Consider the following 21,786-nt stretch of genomic DNA (forward strand, 5'->3'; position numbering starts at 1 on the left):
GATTTCACATCGGTCTTAACAAACCGCCTGCGCACGCTTTACGCCCAGTAATTCCGATTAACGCTCGCACCCTACGTATTACCGCGGCTGCTGGCACGTAGTTAGCCGGTGCTTATTCTTCCGGTACCGTCATCCCCCCGGGGTATTAGCCCAAAGGATTTCTTTCCGGACAAAAGTGCTTTACAACCCGAAGGCCTTCTTCACACACGCGGCATTGCTGGATCAGGGTTTCCCCCATTGTCCAAAATTCCCCACTGCTGCCTCCCGTAGGAGTCTGGGCCGTGTCTCAGTCCCAGTGTGGCTGGTCGTCCTCTCAGACCAGCTACTGATCGTCGCCTTGGTAGGCCTTTACCCCACCAACTAGCTAATCAGCCATCGGCCAACCCTATAGCGCGAGGTCTTGCGATCCCCCGCTTTCATCCGTAGATCGTATGCGGTATTAATCCGGCTTTCGCCGGGCTATCCCCCACTACAGGACATGTTCCGATGTATTACTCACCCGTTCGCCACTCGCCACCAGGGTTGCCCCCGTGCTGCCGTTCGACTTGCATGTGTAAGGCATGCCGCCAGCGTTCAATCTGAGCCAGGATCAAACTCTTCAGTTCAAACCCTGTTACTGTTTTCGGTTCTCTCGAACCGGTCGCTCACTCAAAGCTGACAGGTCATATGAATTGCTTCATAAACCTGACTTACTTTTGTGTGAGACTCTTGATACTTTCGCTTACCTGCTCCACGGTTACCCGCGGCTCAGGTCTCGACGCCATCAAGCGCCCACACTTATCGGCTGTTCATTGTTAAAGAGCATATCTGTCAAGAACCGCGAAACTTGCTTCGTTTCGCCCTTCTCGGCAGCGCTGCGTTATCAGCAGCAGAGAAGCGAGATTATGATCAGTTTTCTGCATCTCGTCAACAACTTTTTTAACATCCCGTCGCTGACTGCCTGATCACTTCCACTTCCCCTTTCGCGCCGCGTTCGCCGTAGCGCGAAAGAGGCGTGATTGTAGGCACGTATTCGAAGATATGCAAGCGGTTCTGGGCACGAGCACGATCTTCCCGCCCACTCCGCCTCGCTTCATCAGTTCAATTCCTTGTCGTTGATCGTTCGGCCGCAAACGGAAGCGCTCGCGCGGCCGAAATGTGATTGGCCGCGACATAGCCGAATGTCATCGCCGGCCCGATCGTCGAGCCGGGGCCCGGATAGGTCTTGCCCATCACGGCCGCCGACGTATTGCCGAGCGCATAGAGGCCGTCGATCACCGAGCCGTCGGGCCGTAGCACGCGCGCATGCGCATCGGTGCGCAGCCCGCCTTTCGTGCCGATCTCGCCGGGGTCGATGCGCAGCGCATAGAACGGCGCACGCTCGATCGGTCCGAGACACGGATTGGGCTTCGACGACGAATCGCCGTAGTAGCGGTCGAACAGGTTGCCACCCTTGCCGAATTCGGTATCGATGCCGGTGGCCGCATAGCCGTTCATCTGCACGACGGTCTGCGCGAGCCCGTCGGCATTCACGCCGATCTTCGCAGCCAGTTCGGACAGCGTGTCGGCACGATAGATCACCGAGTCCAGCCAGCCGGCCGGGATCTTGCTGTCCGGCTGCACGCTGCCGGGCAACAGCACGCCGCACGGATAGCGCTTGCGGTATTCGGCGTCGAAGATCATCCACGCGGGCACATTGGCCTGAGTTCGTGCGTGATCCGCATACATCGCGTGGATCACGTCCGGATACGGCGCGGATTCGTTGACGAAGCGTCGCCCAAGCGCGTTGACCATCACGCAGCGCGGCGCCGAGCGCTCGACGAACAGCCCGCGCTGTTTTTCCTCGCCCGGCACGCGCACCGTCGGCACACCCCACACGAAATCCATCAGCGCGACGTCGGCGCCCAGCTCGAGCCCCGCGCGAATGCCGTCGCCCGTGTTGATCGGCGGCGCAGCGCTCCACTCGGCGCGCGTCGGCTTCGGCAAATACCGTTCGCGCATCGCCTGATTCGCTTCGAAGCCGCCGCAGGCGAGCACGACGCCATGCGTCGCGCGGATGCCGAACGGCTGCCCATGTCGCTCGACGACCACGCCGTTCACACGGCCGTCGTCAACGTGCAACGAGCGCATCGGCGTATCGAGCCAGAGTTCGATGCCGCGCTGCGTGAGCGCCGCCCGCAGGCTCGCGACCAGCGCGTTGCCAAGCGTCAGGCGCCGGTCGCGCGACGTGCGGCGGCGCCACCGGAAATCGGTCGCATAGCGCAGCATCAGACGCGCGGCGAGCCGCAGCCAGCCGCGCTCCTTCGCAAGTATCGTGTGCGCTTCGATCTGCGTCATCGCAATGCGCCCGCCGATCAGCGTGGCCGGCGACGGCGCGCGCAGCGTATCGAAGTGCTCGCCGAGGCGCACGGCGTCGAACGCCGCCGGCTCCATCGTCCGGTAGCCGGGCTTGCCGCCCTTGCGGTCCGGGTAGTAGTCGGGATAGCGCGGCACCGCATGGAAGCGGGTCTGCGCGTGCTCGGCGAGCCAGGCGACCATCTTCGGTCCGTTCTCGAGATACGCGTCGATGCGCGACGGATCGAAGTCCTCGCCGACGACGTCGCGCAGATACGTGATTGCTTCGTCATACGAATCATTTCCGCCGAGCGCGGCGATCTGATCGTTGCAGGGAATCCAGATGCCGCCGCCGGACACGGCGGTCGTGCCGCCATAAACGGCGCTTTTCTCGACGACCAGCACCGACAGGCCGTGGTCGTGCGCGCGCAGCGCCGCCGTCATCGCGCCCGCGCCGGAGCCGACCACCACCACGTCGTACGTAGCGTCCCCGACCGGGTCGCGTCGATCGCTGTGCATGAGGACTCCCCGGTCAGATCGTGGAAAGGCGGCTCGCCGCATCGGCCGGCACGTCGGCGCGCTTGCGCCAGCCCGTTTGAATCCGGTGAATGGGGTGCTTGCCTGCCAGCACGGCGGTATCGGCCATCGATCGTCTCCTTCAGTCAAAGCGGGCGAGATCCGGCGTCTACAGCCAGCCGCTGCCCGGAATGCACCGGACGGTGGGTTGGCCCCCGCCCGATGCTATGTCACAAACCAATTAAATTGTGACTCATAATGTCACAAAATTAATTTATGTGCCAACGTGTGAGAAAATCTCGCACGGTCGGATCCGATCGACGGATCGGCATACGCCGCGCGCCGCACGGCATCGAGGAAGGGTATGGATCGGCAATTGCGCTGGGGTGACGCCAGCAGAATGGACAGCGTCAATGACGGGCGAAACGCGATCCTGCGCGCAGCCCTCGACGCGATGATCGAACACGGGATCGACGGCCTGTCGATCGACGACGTCGCGTGCCGCGCGAACATTTCGCGGCGGACGCTGTACCGGTACTTCGGCACGAAGAAGGAACTGATCCAGGGCGTGATCAGCGTCGAGAACGCCGCGTTCTTCGACGAGATGCAGCGCAGCCTCGCCGAATTCGAGAATGACTTCGAGGTGTATTGCGAAGAATGCGTGTGCTTTGCGGTGCGCTACCGGGATCGCCATCACGGCGGGTTCCATCACAACTATCTGGCCACCAGCGTCTCCACCGAGGTATTCGGCTACATCGTCGAGAACATTGCGCCGATGTGGCGACGCGTGCTCGAGCAGCCTTACCGCCAGTACGTCGCCGCGCGCGGCGCGCCCATGCCGGCGCTGGACGACATCATCGCGCTGATCAGCCGGATCGGGCTCGCGTACTGTCTGATTCCCGCGGAAGAACAGGCGATGCGCGCGCAGATGCGGATTCTGTGTTTTTCGACGCCGGAAAAGAAAAAGCCCTGACGAGTCAGGGCTTTTTCTTTCACAACTTGGAGGCGCGAGCCGGAGTCGAACCGGCCTACACGGCTTTGCAGGCCGCTGCATAACCGCTTTGCTATCGCGCCAAAAGCGGACTGTGCGATCTTCGCGAAACTGCACGACGACGATCGACAGATTTGAATGAAGGCCAACGGCCTATCAAACAAAAAGGGAAGCGTTGCTTCCCCATTGTTTGGAGCGGGAGACGAGTCTCGAACTCGCGACCTCAACCTTGGCAAGGTTGCGCTCTACCAACTGAGCTACTCCCGCATTGTCCTGCTTGCGCAGCGTCCTGCCATCCAACCACAACACGCTGCCAGAAAAATCTGGAGCGGGAGACGAGTCTCGAACTCGCGACCTCAACCTTGGCAAGGTTGCGCTCTACCAACTGAGCTACTCCCGCGTGGTACTGCCTGCTGCTTCTGCCTTGCTTCGCTGCGTTGACTTTGTCGTGCAGCGGAGAAATGAGATTATGTAGAAGCTGAATCCGGGTGTCAAGCGTTTTTCGCGCCCTTTTTCCAAACTCCGTTCGGCGCGCGCGTCACGCGCCGCCGCGCTCGCGGATCTGCGGCCACGCGAGCTTCATGTAGTAGAGCATCGACCAGATCGTCAGCACCGCCGCGAGATAGATCAGCCACTCGCCCCACACGCGCGTGTCGATCGTCATGCCGCCCACCGGCAGCTGGCCGTAGTACAGCAGCATCGGGATCGCGACCATCTGGCACGCGGTCTTGAACTTGCCGAGCGAATTCACCGCGACACTCTTCGACGCGCCGATCTGCGCCATCCATTCGCGCAGCGCCGAGATCGCGATCTCGCGGCCGACGATCACGAGCGCGATCGCCGCGTCGAGCCGCGCGAGCTGCACGAGCACGAGCAGCGCGGCCGTGACCATCAGCTTGTCCGCGACCGGATCGAGGAACGCGCCGAACGACGACGTCTGGTTCCACTTGCGCGCGAGGAAGCCGTCGAACCAGTCGGTCAGCGCGGCCAGCACGAAGATCAGCGCGGCCGCGAGATTGCGGTGCGGGCCCTCCATCATCATGTCCGGCAGATAGAACACGCCGACGACGAGCGGAATCAGCACGATTCGCACCCATGTCAGAAAAATCGGGAAATTGAACGGCATGGCTTCCGGGACAAAGAAAGGATTCGCAATTGTGCCGTGTCGACCGCCCCGCCACAAGCCAGCGGGCCGGCCGGCACGGCGGCCGCGCGGCGCGCGTCAGTGCAGCTGCTTGTAGATCTGCTCGGCGAGCGCGCGCGAGATGCCATCGACGCTCGCGAGCTCGTCGACGCTCGCCGCGACGACCCCGCGCAACCCGCCGAAGCGCGCAAGCAGCCGCTGCCGCCGCTTCGCGCCGACGCCTTCGAGCTCCTCGAGCCGCGACGTCTGGCGCGTCTTCGCGCGTTTCGCGCGCATCCCGGTGATCGCGAAGCGGTGCGCCTCATCGCGGATCTGCGCGACGAGCATCAGCGCCGCGCTCTCCTTGCCGAGTTCGAGCGGCGTGCGGCCGTCCGCGAAGATCAGCGTCTCGAGCCCGACCTTGCGCCCCTCGCCCTTCGCGACGCCAACGAGCATCGAGCAGTCGAGCCCGAGCTCCGTGAACACCTGCCGCGCAATCTCGACCTGCCCCTTGCCGCCGTCGATCAGCACGATGTTCGGCAGCAGGCCCGCGGCCGCGGCTTCGCGCGTCGCTTCGCCGTCGATGCCGGCCGCGTCGTCGGCGGACGCGGCCTGCGCCGCCTGCTCGACCATCTTCTCGTAGCGGCGCGTCAGCACCTGGCGCATCGCCGCGTAATCGTCGCCGGGCGTGATGCCGGTAATGTTGTAGCGACGGTATTCGCCGGACTGCATCTTGTGGTGGTGATAGACGACGCACGACGCCTGCGTCGCCTCGCCCATCGTGTGACTGATGTCGAAGCACTCGATCCGCAGCGGCGCGAGATCGTCGCTCTCGAAGCTGAGCGTGTCCGCGAGCGCGCGCGTGCGCGCCTGCTGCGAACCCTGCTCGGACAACAGCCGCGCGAGCGCGAGCCGCGCATTCTGCTCGGCCATCGCGAGCCACGCGCGGCGCTGCCCCTGCGGCTGCCGCACGAGCGACACCTTGTGGCCGGCCTGCTCGGCGAGCAGCGCGAGCAGGTCGCGACTCGCGGGTGCGTGACTGACGACGAGCACCGGAGGCACGCGATTGCCGAGGTAATGCTGCGCGATGAACGCGTCGAGGACTTCGGCTTCGACCGACGTCGACTCGCGCGGCGCGTGAGTCGACGTGTCGACAGTGGCCTGGTCGGCGGGCTCGGTGGGCTCGGCCGACTCGCCGTCTTCGGCAAGCTCCACATCGTCGCCGATCCCGCCATCGACCAGCGTCAGCGCACTCTCGACATGCGTCGGAAAATACGCCTTGTCGCCGAGATGCCGGCCGCCGCGCACCATCGCGAGATTCACGCACACGCGTCCACCCTGCGCGACGACCGCGAGGATGTCGACGTCGCTGTCGCCGCCGACGTCGATCGCCTGCTGATGCAGCACGGTCGCGAGCGAGCTCATCTGGTTGCGCACCGCCGCCGCCTGCTCGAACTTCAGCTCCGCGGCGAACGCGTGCATCTTCTGCTCGAGCTCCTTCATCACTTCGGTCTGTCGACCAAGCAGGAAGCGCGCGGCATTCGACACGTCGCGCGCGTAGTCTTCGTCCGAGATCGCGCCGACGCACGGCGCGGTGCAGCGTCCGATCTGATGCAGCAGGCACGGCCGCGTGCGATTGTTGAACACCGAATCCTCGCAGGTCCGAAGCTGGAACACGCGCTGCAGGATCTGGATGCTCTCGCGCACCGCCCATGCGCTCGGAAACGGCCCGAAATACTGGTTCTTCTTGTCGACCGCACCGCGGTAATACGCCATCCGCGGAAAGCGGTGCGCGGTGAGTTTCAGGTACGGATACGACTTGTCGTCGCGAAACAGGATGTTGTAGCGCGGCGCGAGCGCCTTGATCAGATTGTTCTCGAGCAGCAGCGCTTCGGCCTCGGAGCGAGTGACGGTCGTCTCGAGCCGCGCGATCCGCGTGACCATCATCGCGATCCGCGGCGACAGCTGCGTCTTCGTGAAGTAACTCGACACGCGCTTCTTCAGGTCGCGCGCCTTGCCGACGTAGAGCACCGCGCCGCCCGCGTCGTAATAGCGGTAGACGCCGGGCAGATGCGGCAGCTGCGCGAGGATCTTCTTCGGTTCGAACGGGACGTCGGCGGGGACGTCGGGGGAATCTGCGGATGTCATGCGTGAACGGAGGCGGCGACGGGCGCGAACGGTCGATTAGAATCGCCAGTTTAGAGCATTCCATCCGCCCGCTCCGATGCCGCACGCCCGCCAGCACGCCCACCCGCACGCCCACCACCCAGCCGCTCCCCCGACCGAATCGCCGCTCGCGCCCGGCGAGCCGCTCGCCTGCGATATTTTCTGCGCGGTCGTCGACAACTTCGGCGACATCGGCGTCTGCTGGCGCGTCGCGCGCCAGCTCGCGCGCGAGCACGGCTGGCAGGTGCGGCTCTTCGTCGACGATCTGCACACGTTCGCGCGGCTCGCGCCCGGCGTGCAGCCCGACGCGATGCGGCAGACCGTCGACGGCATCGTGATCGAGCACTGGCACGCGCGGGTCGGCGATGCGATCGAGATCGCGGACGTCGTGATCGAGGCGTTTGCGTGCGAACTGCCGCCCGCGTATCTCGCGGCGATGGCGCGCCGCGCGCGGCGGCCGGTCTGGATCAATCTCGAATACCTGAGCGCGGAGGACTGGGTCGCGGACTTCCATCTGCGGCCGTCGCCGCATCCGCGCCACGCGCTCGTGAAGACGTTCTTCTTCCCCGGGCTGTCGGCCGGCACCGGCGGCGTGCCGAAGGAACGCGACCTCGACGCGCGCCGCGCCGCGTTCGAAGCCGACGCCGCCGCGCGCGAGGCCTGGTGGCGGCATGCGACCGGCGACGCACCGCCGCTGCCCGACGTGACGCTCGTCAGCCTGTTCGCGTACGAAAATCCGGCCGCGGGCGCCCTGCTCACGCAGTGGCGCGACGCGGCCGCGCCGGTCGTGCTGCTGGTGCCGGCGGGCCGCGTGTCGGGCGACGTCGCGCGCTTCTTCGGGGTCGAATCGTTCGGCGCGGGCGCCCGCGCGCGCATCGGCAACCTCACCGCGTACGGGCTCGCGTTCGTGCCGCAGCACGATTACGACGCGCTGCTGTGGGCCTGCGACCTGAACTTCGTGCGCGGCGAGGATTCGTTCGTCCGCGCGCAGTGGGCGCGCCGGCCATTCGTCTGGCAGATCTACCCGCAGGCCGACGACGCGCATCTGCCGAAGCTCGACGCCGCGCTCGCGCACCTGACGGCCGGCCTCGCGAGCGCGCCGCGCGACGCGCTCGCGCGCTTCTGGCACGCATGGAACGGCACCGGCACGCCGGACTGGGCCGACCTCTGGCAGCACCGCGCGGCGCTGTCGGCGAACTCGGCGGACTGGGCCGCGAAGCTCGCGACGGCCGGCGATCTCGCCGGAAATCTGGCGGACTATGCAAAATCTCAGTTAAAATAAGCGGTTATCCGACGGCAGACCACGCAAGCGCGCTCGCTTTTGGCGCCAAGGGAACCCTGCGGGGCCCGCTCCCGGGCGCCTGCCGAAACGAACCCGCTTGCGACGTCCGCCGTTGCGCAACGCTCAGGCACTTTTTATTTGTACAGGACAGTTTTTATGAAAACCGCACAGGAACTCCGCGTAGGTAACGTCGTGATGGTCGGCAGCGACGCTTGGGTCATCTCGAAGACCGAATACAACAAGTCGGGCCGCAACGCCGCCGTCGTCAAGATGAAGCTGAAGAACCTGCTGACGAACTCGGGCCAGGAATCGGTCTACAAGGCCGACGACAAGTTCGACGTCGTCGTGCTCGACCGCAAGGAAGTCACGTACTCGTACTTCGCCGACCCGATGTACGTGTTCATGGACGCCGACTACAACCAGTTCGAAGTCGAAGCGGAAATGATGGGCGACGCGCTCAACTACCTCGAAGACGGGATGGCCTGCGAAGTCGTGTTCTACAACGAGAAGGCGATCTCGGTCGAACTGCCGACGGTCCTCGTTCGCGAAATCACGTACACGGAACCGGCCGTCAAGGGCGACACGTCGTCGGGCAAGGTGCTGAAGAACGCGAAGCTCTCGACCGGTTTCGAACTGCAGGTGCCGCTCTTCTGCAACACCGGCGACAAGATCGAAATCGATACGCGCACGAACGAATACCGCAGCCGCGCCTGATTGCCGCGCGCCTTCGGAACAGAAAAAGCGCCCTGCGGGGCGCTTTTTGTTTATGCGCGCAAATCGGCCGCCGTGGCCCTGCGCGCGGCCGATCGCCGGCCCGAGAAAACCGCAAGACGAAATCCACCGCGAAAGATATTCAATTTGTATCTTCGGTAACTGTTTTATAGCGCTGGAGAAATAATGTGCTCCGATGGTGCGTCGGAGCATAAAATCATCATTCGATTCAGTTGAGGCGACGCCTTCGGCCGATGGCCCGTCTCTCCGATTACAAGCCAAGCGCACCATGCCTCATGCCCTGATTGTCGAAGACGATCCCAATAGCCTGTCGGGTCTCACCGCCCTGCTCGCCGCCGACGGTTTCTCGGTCGACACGGCAACCTCGCTCGCCGAAGCGCGCGCGGCGCTCGGACGCTCGATCCCCGACGTCGTGCTCGTCGACCTGAACCTTCCGGACGGCAGCGGTTTCGATCTGCTCCAGCATCTTCCGCAGCAGCAGCCGAACGGCTCGCTGCCCGTCATCGTGTTGACCGGCAACGCGACGGTCGAAAGCGCGATCGAAGGATTGCGCCACGGGATCTGGGATTACCTGCTCAAGCCGATCAACATTCCGCGCCTGCGCAGCCTGCTCGCGCGCATTCCGCGCCCGTACGAGCTGATCGAGGAGGTGCAGGCGCTGCGCGCGACGCTGCGGCGTCTCGGCCGCTTCGGCGCGCTCGTCGGCCGCAGCGACGCGATGCAGCACGTGTACGACATGATCGAGCACAACGCGCGCACCGAGACGGCCGTGCTGTTCTCGGGCGAACCCGGCACCGGCAAGAAACTCGCCGCGCGCACGCTGCACGACCTGAGCCGGCGCCGCAAGGGCCCGTTCGTCACGTGCGACTGCCGATTGCTCGCGCACGCGGGGCGCGTCGACAGCGTGCTGTTCGGCCACGAGCGCGGCGCGTTCGATGGCGCCGAGCGGCGCGAAGCCGGCCTGTTCGAGCAGGCGAGCGGCGGCACGCTGTTCCTCGACGAGATCACCGCGCTACCGCTTGCGCTGCAGGAAGCGCTGCTGCACGCGCTCGATTCGCAGAACTTCATGCGTGTCGGCGGCACGAGCTCGATCTCGAGCGATTTCCGGCTGATCGCGTCGACGCGCCGCGCAGCGCGCGACGCGGTCGCGCACGGCGCGCTGCGTGAAGATCTGTGGATGCGGCTGGACGCCGCGTCGATCACGTTGCCGCCGCTGCGCGAGCGCGACGGCGACGCGCTCGTCCTCGCGGATGCGCTGATCGACGAGCTGAACCGCGAAGCACGCGCGCTCGGTCGCGGCACGACCGACAAGCGCGCGGCATCCGGCTTCGTGCGCGAATGCTTTACGTACGAATGGCCGGGCAACGTGCGCGAGCTGCAGGAGCGCGTGCGCGCCGCATACGACGCGTCCGGTGATTTCATCGACACGCTGCGCGCGGGCGAAATCGGCTTCGCGACCGGCGGCGCCGCACTGAACGACAGCAGCGTGCAGATCAAGGTCGGCACGCCGCTCGCGGACGTCGAGGATCTGCTGATCCGCGCTACGCTCGACGCGGTCGGCGGCACGCGCCACCGCGCGGCGACGCTGCTCGGCATCAGCCCGAAGACGCTCTACAACAAGCTGCAGCGAATGAAGGTGGACTGACGCCACCTGGCCCGCGCGAACGCGGCCCGCTCGGGCCGCCGCGCGCGGACATCGCCCGGCCGCCCGACGGCGCTCAGCCGAGCGCTTCGTTCAGCAGCGCCTTGGCGCGCAGATAGTCGGGCTGCGCGATCAGCTTGTCCCACTTCGGCGCGTTGCCGCGCGCGCGCATCCGTTTCAGGCGCCGCGCGGACGCCGGCGATGGCTTCGTCTTCAGCGCATTCAGCACCTCTTCCGCCGCTTCCGGCTGATTGCAGACGAGCACCATGTCGCAGCCGGCCGACAGCGCCGCGTCGGCGGCTTCGGCCAGCGTGCCGCCCTCGCGCGCGGCCTCCATCGACAGATCGTCGCTGAAGATCGCGCCGGTGAAGCCGAGCCGCTCGCGCAGAATCCGCTGCAGCCAGATTGGCGAGAAACCCGCCGGGCGGTCATCGACCTGCGTATAGATCACGTGCGCCGGAATCACCGCCGCGAGCGACAGCCCGAGCCAGTCGTACGGCGCGACGTCGTGCGCGAGGATCTCGTCGAGTGGCCGGTCATCGGTCGGCAGCGCAACGTGCGAATCGGCTTCCGCGAAACCGTGACCGGGAAAATGCTTGCCGCAGTTCGCCATCCCCGCGAGCGCAAGCCCGTGATTGAGGCTCTTCGCGAGCAGCGCGACGACGCGCGGATCGCGATGGAACGCGCGATCGCCGATCACCTTTGAATGCCCGTAATCGAGATCGAGCACCGGCGTGAAGCTCATGTCGATGCCGCACGCGCGCAGTTCGGCCGCGAGCACGTAGCCGACCGCGGTCGCGACCGTCGTCGCGGCGAGCACGTCCGCGTCCCACAGCTCGCCGAGCCGGCGCATCGCGGGCAGCACCGTGAAGCCGTCGGTGCGGAAGCGCTGCACGCGCCCGCCTTCGTGATCGACCGCGATCAGCAGGTCATCACGAACCATGCGGATCGCGTCGGTCAGCGCGACGAGCTGCGCGCGATTCTGGAAGTGGCGGGCGAACAGGATCACGCCGCCGGTGTTCGGATGCGCGAGACGCCGCGCATCGGCACGCGTCAGGGTCGTGCCGACGACGTCGAGCATGACCGGGCCGAGAGTCTGTTTCATCGAAGCTGGATTCCGTCGGAGAAAGTGTCAGGAAGCGGGCGCGCCGCCGGTCTCGGCAACCACGAACGACACCGCGTAGTCGCGCTCGTCGCTGACCGTCACCCGCGCGGTGATTCCGCGCGCGGCAAGCCAGTCGGCAAGCTCGCCCGACGCGACGACGTACGGCTCGCCGCTCGGCGCGTTGAGAATCTGCAGCGCGCGCCACGTCATCGGCCAGCGCATCCCGAGGCCGATCGCCTTCGAGAACGCCTCCTTCGCGGAGAAGCGCGTCGCGAGAAACGCGATGCCGCGCACCTCGGAGCGCGCGCGTCGCGCATGGAAGACCCGCAGCTCGTCCGCGCCGAGCACCTTGTCGGCGAAGCGGCCGCCCGTGCGCTCGAGCACCGCCGCGATGCGGCTCACCTGGACGATGTCGGTGCCGATTCCGTAGATCATGTCAACGTGCGCCATGCAGCGCGGCGACGCGCGCGGCGACCATGATCGCCTTCATCTCGCGCACCGCGTTGTCCCAGCCCGCGAAGATCGCATGCGCGACGATCGCGTGGCCGATGTTCAGCTCGACGATCCCGTCGATCGCCGCGATCTGCTGCACGTTCGTGTAATGCAGGCCATGCCCCGCATTGACCTTCAGGCCGAGTTGCGCGCCCGTGCTCACGCTCGCGACGATCCGCTCGTATTCGCGCTGCTGCTCGGCCTCGTCGTGCGCGTCCGCGTAGCGGCCCGTGTGCAGCTCGATCACCGGCGCGCCCGCTTCGTGCGCGGCGCGGATCTGCGTGTCGTCCGGATCGATGAACAGCGACACGCGCACGCCGGCATCCGCCAGTTGCTTGCACGCGGCGCGCACCGCTTCGAAGCGGCCCGCGACGTCGAGGCCGCCCTCGGTCGTCAGCTCCTCGCGCTTCTCGGGCACGAGGCACACGTCGTGCGGACGCACGTCGCACGCGATGTCCAGCATCTCGGCCGTCACCGCGCATTCGAGGTTCATCCGCGTCTTCAGCAGCGGGCGCAGCTTGCGCACGTCCGCGTCGACGATGTGCCGGCGATCCTCGCGCAGGTGCAGCGTGATCGCGTCGGCGCCCGCCTCCTCGGCGGCGAGCGCCGCGCGGATCGGGTCCGGATAGGTCGTGCCGCGCGCGTTGCGCAGCGTCGCGACGTGGTCGATGTTGATGCCGAGATCGATGGCGTTCGGGGAGGTCAGGAAGAAGCTCATAGATTTTGCAGGTCGATCAGAATCTGGCGCGTCGCGAGCGGCGTGCCGCCGAGGTAGGTGTTCAGCAGAAAGCGCATCAGCGTCTTGCTTTGCGCGACGGTCTGCACCCGATGGTAATCGTCGCGCTCCATGTCGAGCAATGTCTGGCCCGCGACGACCGGCCAGTGCGACGGCACGTCGTCGTCGGCTTCGCGCACGCCGCGCTCGGGATCGAACACGTAGCGCCGGTCGGGCTCGACCGCGCGGCGCGCGACGGTCCGGTCGAGCGCGAGCGCGTAGCCGGTCTCGCGCAGCAGCACGCGCTCGAACGAGCGCAGCACCTGCACCGCCGGCTCGCCGTGCGCGAGACGCGCGAGCGTGACGACGTAATGCTCGAACAGCGGTGGCTGCGGATCCTCGCGCGCGCAGAATTTCACGAGCAGCTCGTTCACGTAGAAGCCGCACAGCAACGCGTCGCCCGCGAGCGGCAGCATCCCGCCGACCCATTCGGCGCCGGTCAGCGTGCGCACCTCGGACTTGCCGGACCACGACAGCAGCAACGGCTGGAACGTCTGCAGCACGCCGCGCAGTGCGGAATGCGGGCGCTTCGCGCCTTTCGCGACGAGCGCGAGCCGGCCGTGATCGCGCGTCAGCACGTCGATCACGAGGCTCGTTTCACGATAGGGATAACTGTGCAGCACGTACGCCGGCTGCTCGGCGATGCGGGTGCCGGCCGTGCGGAGCGCCGGCGCGCTCGCGCGGCGCGCCTTCTTCGGCGGCGATTGGGGCGACCGGGCCGGCGGCTCGCCCGCGTCGGGCTCGGCCTGGCCGGCTTCGGCGGATTCAGCGACTTCGGCGGAGATCATCCACGCGTCATTCGTACCCATAGGCACGAAGCCCCGCTTCGTTGTCGGCCCACCCGCTCTTCACCTTCACGAAGGTCTCGAGATAGACGGGGCCGTCGAACAGCTTCTCCATGTCCATCCGCGCCTCGGTGCTGATCTGCTTGAGCTTCGCGCCCTTCTTGCCGATCACCATCGCCTTGTGCATGTCGCGCTCGACGAGGATCGTCGCGAAGATCCGCTTCAGACGCCCCTCCTCCTCGAACTTGTCGATCACGACGGTGCTCGTGTACGGCAGCTCGTCACCGGTCCAGCGGAACACCTTCTCGCGCAGGATCTCGGCCGCGAGGAAGCGCGAGCTGCGGTCGGTCAGATCATCCTCGCCGTAGATCGGCTCGCCCGCGGGCAGATACGGCTTCACCGTATCGAGCAGCCGCACGATGTCGTCCGGCTGCTTCGCGGATAGCGGCACGATCTCGTTGAATTCGCGCAGCGCGCTGATCTTCTGCATGAACGGATACAGCGTCGTCTTGTCGGCGACGCGGTCGAGCTTGTTCGCGATCAGCAGCGTCGGCACGCCGGGCGGGATCAGGTCGAGCACCTTCTGGTCGTCGGGCCCGAAGCGGCCGGCCTCGATCACGAACAGGATCGCGTCGACCGACGTCAGCGTCGACGTGACCGCGCGGTTCAGCGAGCGGTTCAGCGCGGTGCTGTGGCGCGTCTGGAAGCCGGGCGTGTCGACGAAGATGTACTGCGCGTCCTCGGTCGTGTTGATGCCGGTGATCCGGTGGCGGGTCGTCTGCGCCTTGCGCGACGTGATGCTGATCTTCTGGCCGACGAGCGCGTTCATCAGCGTCGACTTGCCGACGTTCGGCCGGCCGACGATCGCGATCATGCCGCAGCGGAATCCAGTGGGAGCGGTATCGTTCATATCGAGTGTGCTGCAGGTTCGGGACCGGCCGCGGGCCGCGCGGCGCGATGCATGATGGGCAATTCAGTGGTCGGCATCGGCGATCCGCGCGGGCGCGGCGGCCAGATCCGGCTCGGCGGGCAGCGCGTCCGGCCCGGGCGACACGTCACGCGCGCGCGGCGCGGCGCGCGCGGCCACCACCGTGCGCTCCTTACGCTCCGGCGTGCGCAGATCGAGCGCTTCCTGCACGCCCTTCACGCCCGGCACGATCTCCGGCTCCACGCGCTTCGCGGCGCGCGCGCCCTTCGACCGTTTCGGCTTCGCGGCCAGCATCGGCGCGGCGGCCATCACCTCGTCGAGCGCCTTCTTCGCGGCGGCCTGCTCGGCCGCGCGGCGGCTCGCGCCGGACCCCGACACCTTCACGTCGAGCTTCGGCACCGTGCATTCGACTTCGAACTGCTGATTGTGCGCCGCACCATGCGTCGCGACGACCGTATAGGTCGGCAGCGCGATCTTGTTCCCCTGCAGATACTCCTGCAGCAGCGTCTTCGCGTCCTTGCCGAGCGTGCGCGGATCGATGTGATCGAGAATCGGCACGTACAACCGCTTGATCACGGTCTGTGCGGCGTCGAAGCCGCCGTCCAGGAACACCGCGCCGATGATCGCCTCGAACGCGTCCGCGAGAATCGACGGCCGGCGGAACCCGCCGCTGCGCAACTCGCCCTCGCCGAGCCGAAGCCCGTCTGAAATATTCAGGGCCTGAGCAATTTCGTACAGCGACTGCTGCTTGACGAGATTTGCCCGGACCCGCGACAGATCGCCTTCGTCCAGCTTGCTGAAGCGCTGGAACAAAAGCGCGGCCACCGCGCAATTGAGAACGGAGTCGCCGAGAAACTCGAGCCGTTCGTTGTGCGTGGCGCTGTGACTGCGATGGGTCAAAGCCTGGCGCAACAATTCCGCATTGCGAAATTCGTAGCGCAGCCGGCTTTCCAACTGAGATAGGGGCATGTGCAGGAGTATAACGCGGGCGCCGGCTCCGTCGACACGACGGCGCCGGACGCGAAAAGGCGTGATGGAGCGGTGTTACCGCCGGTTCTTAAAGTAGTTCGGCAATGTTCGACAGCGTTCGACGGCGTTCGACGATACGCGTCGCGGCCCGGGGCGACGCCTATCGCGAGTGAAGCGGGGCTTCGCTCAGTGGAACGAGCCGATGCGCGAGAGCTGGCTGAAGTTCATCCAGACGAAGAACGCGCGGCCGACGATGTTCTGGTCCGGCACGAAGCCCCAGTAGCGGCTGTCCGCGCTGTTGTCGCGGTTGTCGCCCATCATGAAGTAGTGGCCCGGCGGCACCTTGCAGATCACGCCGCGGCTGTTGTACGTGCAGTTGTCGCGGTACGGATAGTCGTACGCGCCCATCACGAACGGCGGCACCGCCGGGTTGTTCAGGATCGCGTTCTTGCGGCCGTCGACCGTCTCCTCGTACTGCTTCACGTACGTCTTCAACTCGTCGTCGTAGAAGTCGGTCATCGGCGTCTCGGCCACCGGCTGGCCGTTGATCGTCAGTTGCTTGTCCTGATACGCGATCGTGTCGCCCGGCAGGCCGATCACGCGCTTGATGTAGTCGACCGACTCGTCCTTCGGATAGCGAAACACGACGACGTCACCGCGCTCGAGCGGCCGGCCCTGCGTGAGCTTCGTGTTGGTGAGCGGCAAGCGCAGGCCGTACTCGAACTTGTTCACGAGGATGAAGTCGCCGACGAGCAGCGTCGGCACCATCGAGCCCGACGGAATCTTGAACGGCTCGACGACGAACGAGCGCACGACGAACACCGCGAGAATCACCGGAAAGAAGCTTGCCGTGTATTCGAGCCACCACGGCTGGCGCAGCTTGTCGTCGCGCAATTTCGCGCGCGTGGCCGGCGCGTTCTCGTCGGCAAAACGCTTGTCGATCCGCGACTGCTGCTGGTCGAACACCTCGACCGCCGCATCCGCCGCCCGCCGCCGCCCCGGCAGGAATACCAGCTTGTCCGCCACCCACGCCACGCCCGTCATGACGACGAGCACAAAAAGAATCAGCGCAAAATTCATAAAAGGATCAGTCCTGTTATTTGTCTTCGACTCGCAAGATCGCCAGGAACGCCTCCTGGGGAATCTCGACCGAACCCACCTGCTTCATCCGTTTCTTACCTTCTTTCTGCTTCTCGAGCAGTTTCTTCTTCCGCGTGATGTCGCCGCCGTAACACTTCGCGAGCACGTTCTTGCGCAGCGCCTTGATGTTCTCGCGCGCGATGATGTGCGCGCCGATCGCCGCCTGGATCGCGACGTCGTACATCTGGCGCGGGATGATCTCGCGCATCTTCGCGGCGACTTCGCGGCCGCGGTACTGCGACTGCGAGCGGTGCACGATGATCGACAGCGCATCGACCTTGTCGCCATTGATCAGCATGTCGACCTTCACGACGTCGGACGCGCGGTATTCCTTGAACTCGTAGTCCATCGACGCATAGCCGCGCGACACCGACTTCAGGCGATCGAAGAAGTCGAGCACGATCTCGGCCATCGGGATCTCGTACGTGAGCTGCACCTGGCGGCCGTGATACTGCATGTTGATCTGCGAGCCGCGCTTTTGTTCGGACAGCGTGATCACCGAGCCGACGTATTCCTGCGGCATGTACAGGTTCACGGTGACGATCGGCTCGCGAACCTCGGCGATCCGCGCCGGCTCCGGCATCTTCGCCGGGTTCTCGACCCGGATCGTCGAGCCGTCGCTCTGCACGACCTCGTACACGACGGTCGGCGCGGTCGTGATGAGATCCATGTCGAACTCGCGCTCGAGACGCTCCTGCACGATCTCCATGTGCAGCAGGCCGAGGAAGCCGCAGCGGAAGCCGAAGCCGAGCGCCTGCGACACTTCCGGCTCGTACTGCAGCGACGCGTCGTTCAGCTTCAGCTTCTCGAGCGACTCGCGCAGCGCGTCGTACTGGTTCGCCTCGACCGGATAGAGGCCCGCGAACACCTGCGGCTTCACTTCCTTGAAGCCCGGCAGCGGCTCGGGTGCCGGCTTGCTCGCGAGCGTGACGGTGTCGCCGACCTTCGCGGCGGTCAACTCCTTGATGCCGGCGATGATGAAGCCGACCTGCCCCGCCGACAGCGATTCGAGATTGCGCGACTTCGGCGTGAACACGCCGATGTGCTCGACCGGATACTGCGCGCCCGTCGCCATCAGCTTGATCTTGTCCTTCGGACGCAGCGTGCCGTTCACGATCCGCACGAGCATCACGACGCCGACGTAGTTGTCGAACCACGAATCGATGATCAGCGCCTGCAGCAGGCCGTCCGTATCGCCCTTCGGCGGCGGCACCTTCGCGATCAGCGCCTCGAGCACGTCCTCGACGCCGAGGCCCGTTTTCGCGCTGCAGCGGGTCGCGTCGGTCGCGTCGATGCCGATCACGTCCTCGATCTCCTCGATCGCGCTCTCGGGGTTCGCGGCCGGCAGGTCGATCTTGTTCAGCACCGGCACGACTTCGACGCCGAGCTCGATCGCGGTGTAGCAATTCGCGACCGTCTGCGCCTCGACGCCCTGGCTCGCGTCGACGACGAGCAGCGCGCCTTCGCACGCGGACAGCGAGCGGCTGACCTCATACGAGAAATCGACGTGCCCCGGCGTATCGATCAGGTTCAGGTTGTAGACCTTGCCATCGCGCGCGCGATACGTCAGCGCGGCTGTCTGTGCCTTGATCGTGATGCCGCGCTCGCGCTCGAGATCCATCGAGTCGAGCACCTGTGCTTCCATCTCGCGGTCGGTCAGGCCGCCACATACCTGGATGATGCGGTCCGCGAGCGTCGACTTGCCGTGGTCGATGTGCGCGATAATCGAGAAATTGCGTATATGATCCATTCAGTGCCGATCAAGCGAAAAAGGCGCGCTCGACGACTGCGGAGCACGCCTTGTAAGTCGGTGAAAAAACAGCCTATTTTAGCCGAAAAGCCTCACGCACGGCGGCATTTTCAGGCTGTGCCCGCCGCGAGGCGGCATTCTCGGGCCGAGCCCGCCGCAAATCGGCATTCTCAGACGGAGTCCGCCGCAACGCTGCGGCGCGCCTCGAGCGCGCCGCGCACGCGGGGCTCGTCGAAGCGGTGGCGGCAGACTTCCGCGCCGTCCAGCAGCAGCACCGGTACGTCCTCGTCATAGCGCGCGACGAGCGCCGGATCGTCGTCGACGTCGACGATCTCGACCGCGACGCCGTACTCGGCCGCGACGGGCGCGAGCGCATCGCGCATGTCGTCGCACAGGTGACACCAGCCGCGGCCGTAGAGCGTGAACATCGCTTGCACCGTCACTTCTGGCGCGGACGCACCGGGATGAACTGCGTGTTGTCGCCGCGCCGCACGAGCACCGCGACCATCTTCTGCGGATCGAGCTGCGCGGTGACTTCCGCGAACTGCTTCGCGCTCGTGATGTCGGTGTCGCCGACGCGCAGCACGACGTCGCCGCGCTGCAGCCCCACCCGCGCGGCAGGCCCGTCGACGCCGTCGATCTGCACGCCGTTCTTCAGTTTCAGCGCCTTCAGCTGGTCGGCGGACAGATCGCTGACCGTCAGGCCGAGCGAATTGCTCTGCTTCGGCTTCTGCGGCGTGGCCGCGCGCGCGTCGGCCTTCGCGACCGCTTCGGGCTGCGTCTCGACGACCGTGATCGGCAGATCGCGCGCCTGCCCCTTGCGCCACACGGTGACGGTCGCCTTCGCGCCCGGCTTCGTGTCGCCGACCATCCGCGGCAGATCGGACGCGGTATCGACCGGACGGCCGTTGAACTTCAGGATGATGTCGCCCGGCTGGATGCCCGCCTTGTCGGCCGGGCCACCCGGCTCGACGCTGCTGACGAGCGCGCCCTCGGCCTTCGGCAGGCCGATCGAGTCGGCGACGTCCTTCGTCACCTCGCCGATCGCGACCGCGATGCGGCCGCGCGTGACCTTGCCGGTCGTCTTCAGCTGCTCGGCGACGCGCATCGCCTCGTCGATCGGGATCGCGAACGAAATGCCCATGAACCCGCCGGTGCGGCTGTAGATCTGCGAATTGATGCCGATCACCTCGCCCTGCATGTTGATCAGCGGGCCGCCCGAATTGCCCGGGTTCACCGCGACGTCGGTCTGGATGAACGGCAGATAGTCGCCGGTGTTGCGCCCCTTCGCGCTGACGATGCCGGCCGTGACCGTGTTGTCGAGGCCGAACGGCGAGCCGATCGCGACGACCCATTCGCCGACGCGCACCTTGTTCGAATCGCCGATCGCGACGGTCGGCAGGTTCGACGCCTGGATCTTGACGACCGCGACGTCGGTGCGGTCGTCCACGCCGATCAGCTTCGCCTTGAATTCGCGCTTGTCGGTCAGCGTCACGTAGATCGTGTCCGCATCGTCGACGACATGCGCGTTGGTCATCACGTAGCCGTCGGCCGACAGGATGAAGCCCGAGCCGACGCCGCGATTCTGCTCGGTGTCGGGCGACGAATCGGGTGCGGGCGCGGGCGAGCCGCCCTTCGGATTGCCGGGCGCCTGCGGCAACGGGATGCCGAAGAAGCGGCGGAAGAATTCCGACATGTCGCCATTGTCGAAGCCGGGCGGCAGCACGTCGCGCGCGCCGCCGGACGGCACGTTCGCCGTCGTCCGGATGTTGACGACCGCCGGGCCGACCTTTTCGACGAGATCCGCGAAATCGGGCAGGTTCGCGGCAGGCGCCGCGGCCGCCGTGTGCGGCACGAGCGGCAGGCAAGCCGCCACCGTCACCGCGACCAGCCATTTGCGCAGCGTGAGTTTGATCATGTCAGTACTCGCCGGGCCGCCCCAAGAGTACTGACCGCCCCCTCGGGGGGCAGCGAACGAAGTGCGCGTGGGGGTTGTTTCATCGGGAGAAAAAAGCGTTACTTGGAAGCCTTGTATTCTATGGCAGACGCGAACTGCTGCAACGTCGCGGGCGGCACTTCGCCGAGCACCGTGATCCAGAAATCGCCGCGACGCTTCACGAGCACGTGCGTCGCGCCGGTGCTGCCCGCACCTTCCTTGCGCGTGCTCTTGTCGGCGGGCTCGACGAACACGGAGATCGTCGACAGGCCATCGGTGAACACCGCCTGATCGACCGGCACCGGCGGATCGCCGGGCTCGCGCGACGCCATCGGGCGCTGCACCTCGCGAATCTTCCGGAAGCCGGCGACGGCCGGCGTGATCTGCCAGCCCTCGGCCTCCATGTCGACCGGCGCGACAGGCGGCCGCACGACGGTCCAGCCGCCGAGGTTGCGCATGCCGGCCGAGATCGCGGCCTTGTCGCTCGTCGCCGCGCCGCCGATGCGGACCTGCGAGAACGCAATCTGCTCGAGCACGTGGTCGCCGTCGTCGAGCGTCTGCGAACGCAACAGCAGGCCGGTGTGCGCGTCGGCCCAGAGCTTGTACGCGAAGCGGTACGCGTCCTTCGGCACGAGCTCGACGACCTGCGCATCGATCCCGGCGACGCGATCCTTGCCGAGCAGTTTCGCGTCGTAGACGGACATCACGCGCTCGCCCGACGCGCCGAGCAGCGCCGGGAACGAATCGCGGGCCTGCCGGCGCTCGACGACGCAAAGCTTGCGCTCGGGCACGAACGTATAGAGATCGTCGTTATGGCGCAGCAGCTTGCGCGGCTTGCCGTCGAGACTGTCGATCTGCTCGAACTCGCCGTCGCCGCGCGTCGCGTAATGGACGATCCGCGACGACTGGACGAACCCGCCGCGCTGATAGACGAACGTGCCTTCGTAACTCTGCTGCTGCGCCGCGAGCTGGATGCGGTCGAGCCAGTCGGCCGCGGCCCGGCGGCTCGCGACGGGATCGGCGGACTGTTGCGCGAAGGCTTGAGGAAGGTGAACGGACAACAGTGCGGCTGCGCAAAGCAGAAAGGCCGGCAGCCGCTTCCATCCGGAGATGGAGTGATTCAACCGCAATGTCCGCATCG

The 21,786-nt window shown here is 66.1% G+C and carries 17 protein-coding genes, 3 tRNA genes, 1 rRNA gene and 1 pseudogene; 4 read left to right on the plus strand and 18 right to left on the minus strand.

Annotated elements, in window-relative coordinates; genetic code table 11:
• Positions 1 to 605: ribosomal RNA gene (locus HZI36_RS10105) — 16S ribosomal RNA — on the minus strand; the annotation flags it as partial.
• Between the two features lie 475 nt (positions 606 to 1,080).
• Complete coding sequence (locus HZI36_RS10110; protein WP_179402518.1) at positions 1,081 to 2,832, minus strand: FAD-dependent oxidoreductase; 1,752 nt, start codon at positions 2,830 to 2,832, stop codon at positions 1,081 to 1,083.
• Between the two features lie 397 nt (positions 2,833 to 3,229).
• On the opposite strand from HZI36_RS10110, the gene HZI36_RS10115 reads away from it, so the two are divergent.
• The gene (locus HZI36_RS10115) at positions 3,230 to 3,802 is read left to right on the plus strand and encodes a TetR/AcrR family transcriptional regulator (RefSeq protein ID WP_179402519.1); all 573 of its coding nucleotides are present in this window, start codon (positions 3,230 to 3,232) and stop codon (positions 3,800 to 3,802) included.
• Positions 3,803 to 3,829: 27 nt separating this feature from the next.
• Here HZI36_RS10115 and HZI36_RS10120 read toward each other — a convergent pair.
• The 5 genes from HZI36_RS10120 to uvrC all read right to left on the minus strand — a co-directional run bounded on the left by HZI36_RS10120 (position 3,830) and on the right by uvrC (position 7,091).
• Positions 3,830 to 3,903 (minus strand) — tRNA-Cys (locus HZI36_RS10120).
• 108 nt (positions 3,904 to 4,011) lie between these two features.
• A tRNA-Gly gene (locus HZI36_RS10125) sits at positions 4,012 to 4,087 on the minus strand.
• 57 nt (positions 4,088 to 4,144) lie between these two features.
• Positions 4,145 to 4,220 (minus strand) — tRNA-Gly (locus HZI36_RS10130).
• Positions 4,221 to 4,358: 138 nt separating this feature from the next.
• Entirely contained in the window at positions 4,359 to 4,946 is a 588-nt protein-coding gene (gene pgsA / locus HZI36_RS10135; RefSeq protein ID WP_179402520.1) for a CDP-diacylglycerol--glycerol-3-phosphate 3-phosphatidyltransferase, read from the minus strand.
• A gap of 96 nt (positions 4,947 to 5,042) precedes the next feature.
• Positions 5,043 to 7,091 carry an excinuclease ABC subunit UvrC gene (gene uvrC / locus HZI36_RS10140; RefSeq protein ID WP_179402521.1) on the minus strand — a complete coding sequence of 683 codons (2,049 nt, stop codon included), beginning with the start codon at positions 7,089 to 7,091 and terminating at the stop codon, positions 5,043 to 5,045.
• A 76-nt stretch (positions 7,092 to 7,167) separates the two neighbouring features.
• Here uvrC and earP point away from each other — a divergent pair, with 76 nt between their 5' ends.
• The 3 genes from earP (at position 7,168) to HZI36_RS10155 (ending at position 10,768) form a co-directional block, all read left to right on the plus strand.
• On the plus strand, positions 7,168 to 8,391 hold the full coding sequence (gene earP, locus HZI36_RS10145) for an elongation factor P maturation arginine rhamnosyltransferase EarP (protein WP_179402522.1): 1,224 nt from the start codon (positions 7,168 to 7,170) through the stop codon (positions 8,389 to 8,391).
• 156 nt (positions 8,392 to 8,547) lie between these two features.
• Positions 8,548 to 9,105: an elongation factor P gene (efp, locus tag HZI36_RS10150; RefSeq protein WP_179402523.1), complete on the plus strand. Its 558-nt coding sequence runs from the start codon at positions 8,548 to 8,550 to the stop codon at positions 9,103 to 9,105.
• 286 nt (positions 9,106 to 9,391) lie between these two features.
• Positions 9,392 to 10,768, plus strand: a complete 1,377-nt coding sequence (locus HZI36_RS10155; protein ID WP_179402524.1) for a sigma-54-dependent transcriptional regulator — start codon at positions 9,392 to 9,394, stop codon at positions 10,766 to 10,768.
• A gap of 73 nt (positions 10,769 to 10,841) precedes the next feature.
• Here HZI36_RS10155 and nagZ read toward each other — a convergent pair whose 3' ends face one another.
• The 11 genes and pseudogenes from nagZ to HZI36_RS10210 form a co-directional block, all read right to left on the minus strand.
• Complete coding sequence (gene nagZ / locus HZI36_RS10160; protein WP_179402525.1) at positions 10,842 to 11,870, minus strand: beta-N-acetylhexosaminidase; 1,029 nt, start codon at positions 11,868 to 11,870, stop codon at positions 10,842 to 10,844.
• A 27-nt stretch (positions 11,871 to 11,897) separates the two neighbouring features.
• The gene (acpS, locus tag HZI36_RS10165) at positions 11,898 to 12,305 is read right to left on the minus strand and encodes a holo-ACP synthase (protein WP_179402526.1); all 408 of its coding nucleotides are present in this window, start codon (positions 12,303 to 12,305) and stop codon (positions 11,898 to 11,900) included.
• A gap of 1 nt (position 12,306) precedes the next feature.
• Positions 12,307 to 13,080 (minus strand): pyridoxine 5'-phosphate synthase, encoded by a 774-nt coding sequence (gene pdxJ, locus HZI36_RS10170; protein ID WP_179402527.1) that lies wholly within the window; start codon positions 13,078 to 13,080, stop codon positions 12,307 to 12,309.
• On the minus strand, positions 13,077 to 13,946 hold the full coding sequence (gene recO / locus HZI36_RS10175) for a DNA repair protein RecO (protein ID WP_179402528.1): 870 nt from the start codon (positions 13,944 to 13,946) through the stop codon (positions 13,077 to 13,079). The genes pdxJ and recO overlap by 4 nt, the downstream gene beginning before the upstream one ends.
• Positions 13,933 to 14,832 (minus strand): GTPase Era, encoded by a 900-nt coding sequence (era, locus tag HZI36_RS10180; protein WP_179402529.1) that lies wholly within the window; start codon positions 14,830 to 14,832, stop codon positions 13,933 to 13,935. The genes recO and era overlap by 14 nt, the downstream gene beginning before the upstream one ends.
• Positions 14,833 to 14,919: 87 nt before the next feature.
• Positions 14,920 to 15,819 (minus strand): annotated as a pseudogene (gene rnc / locus HZI36_RS10185) (ribonuclease III); the annotation flags it as partial.
• Positions 15,820 to 16,005: 186 nt separating this feature from the next.
• A complete protein-coding gene (gene lepB, locus HZI36_RS10190; protein ID WP_179402530.1) occupies positions 16,006 to 16,899 on the minus strand; it encodes a signal peptidase I in 894 nt (297 codons plus the stop codon).
• A gap of 16 nt (positions 16,900 to 16,915) precedes the next feature.
• A complete protein-coding gene (lepA, locus tag HZI36_RS10195) occupies positions 16,916 to 18,709 on the minus strand; it encodes a translation elongation factor 4 (protein WP_179402531.1) in 1,794 nt (597 codons plus the stop codon).
• A gap of 170 nt (positions 18,710 to 18,879) precedes the next feature.
• Positions 18,880 to 19,137 (minus strand): glutaredoxin family protein, encoded by a 258-nt coding sequence (locus HZI36_RS10200; RefSeq protein WP_179402532.1) that lies wholly within the window; start codon positions 19,135 to 19,137, stop codon positions 18,880 to 18,882.
• A gap of 11 nt (positions 19,138 to 19,148) precedes the next feature.
• Positions 19,149 to 20,627 carry a DegQ family serine endoprotease gene (locus HZI36_RS10205; protein ID WP_179402533.1) on the minus strand — a complete coding sequence of 493 codons (1,479 nt, stop codon included), beginning with the start codon at positions 20,625 to 20,627 and terminating at the stop codon, positions 19,149 to 19,151.
• A gap of 98 nt (positions 20,628 to 20,725) precedes the next feature.
• Complete coding sequence (locus HZI36_RS10210) at positions 20,726 to 21,784, minus strand: MucB/RseB C-terminal domain-containing protein (RefSeq protein ID WP_179402534.1); 1,059 nt, start codon at positions 21,782 to 21,784, stop codon at positions 20,726 to 20,728.
• Positions 21,785 to 21,786 lie beyond the last annotated feature (2 nt).

The organism is Burkholderia guangdongensis (assembly GCF_013403875.1).
Taxonomy (GTDB): Bacteria; Pseudomonadota; Gammaproteobacteria; order Burkholderiales; family Burkholderiaceae; genus Burkholderia; species Burkholderia guangdongensis.

What these genes read in the sequence shown, in the direction of transcription:
- HZI36_RS10110 (WP_179402518.1), bottom strand. Translation starts at nt 2,832, where the DNA reads ATGCACAGCGATCGACGCGACCCGGTCGGGGACGCTACGTACGACGTG.
- HZI36_RS10115 (WP_179402519.1), top strand. Translation starts at nt 3,230, where the DNA reads ATGGACAGCGTCAATGACGGGCGAAACGCGATCCTGCGCGCAGCCCTC.
- pgsA (WP_179402520.1), bottom strand. Translation starts at nt 4,946, where the DNA reads ATGCCGTTCAATTTCCCGATTTTTCTGACATGGGTGCGAATCGTGCTG.
- uvrC (WP_179402521.1), bottom strand. Translation starts at nt 7,091, where the DNA reads ATGACATCCGCAGATTCCCCCGACGTCCCCGCCGACGTCCCGTTCGAA.
- earP (WP_179402522.1), top strand. Translation starts at nt 7,168, where the DNA reads ATGCCGCACGCCCGCCAGCACGCCCACCCGCACGCCCACCACCCAGCC.
- efp (WP_179402523.1), top strand. Translation starts at nt 8,548, where the DNA reads ATGAAAACCGCACAGGAACTCCGCGTAGGTAACGTCGTGATGGTCGGC.
- HZI36_RS10155 (WP_179402524.1), top strand. Translation starts at nt 9,392, where the DNA reads ATGCCTCATGCCCTGATTGTCGAAGACGATCCCAATAGCCTGTCGGGT.
- nagZ (WP_179402525.1), bottom strand. Translation starts at nt 11,870, where the DNA reads ATGAAACAGACTCTCGGCCCGGTCATGCTCGACGTCGTCGGCACGACC.
- acpS (WP_179402526.1), bottom strand. Translation starts at nt 12,305, where the DNA reads ATGATCTACGGAATCGGCACCGACATCGTCCAGGTGAGCCGCATCGCG.
- pdxJ (WP_179402527.1), bottom strand. Translation starts at nt 13,080, where the DNA reads ATGAGCTTCTTCCTGACCTCCCCGAACGCCATCGATCTCGGCATCAAC.
- recO (WP_179402528.1), bottom strand. Translation starts at nt 13,946, where the DNA reads ATGGGTACGAATGACGCGTGGATGATCTCCGCCGAAGTCGCTGAATCC.
- era (WP_179402529.1), bottom strand. Translation starts at nt 14,832, where the DNA reads ATGAACGATACCGCTCCCACTGGATTCCGCTGCGGCATGATCGCGATC.
- lepB (WP_179402530.1), bottom strand. Translation starts at nt 16,899, where the DNA reads ATGAATTTTGCGCTGATTCTTTTTGTGCTCGTCGTCATGACGGGCGTG.
- lepA (WP_179402531.1), bottom strand. Translation starts at nt 18,709, where the DNA reads ATGGATCATATACGCAATTTCTCGATTATCGCGCACATCGACCACGGC.
- HZI36_RS10200 (WP_179402532.1), bottom strand. Translation starts at nt 19,137, where the DNA reads ATGTTCACGCTCTACGGCCGCGGCTGGTGTCACCTGTGCGACGACATG.
- HZI36_RS10205 (WP_179402533.1), bottom strand. Translation starts at nt 20,627, where the DNA reads ATGATCAAACTCACGCTGCGCAAATGGCTGGTCGCGGTGACGGTGGCG.
- HZI36_RS10210 (WP_179402534.1), bottom strand. Translation starts at nt 21,784, where the DNA reads ATGCGGACATTGCGGTTGAATCACTCCATCTCCGGATGGAAGCGGCTG.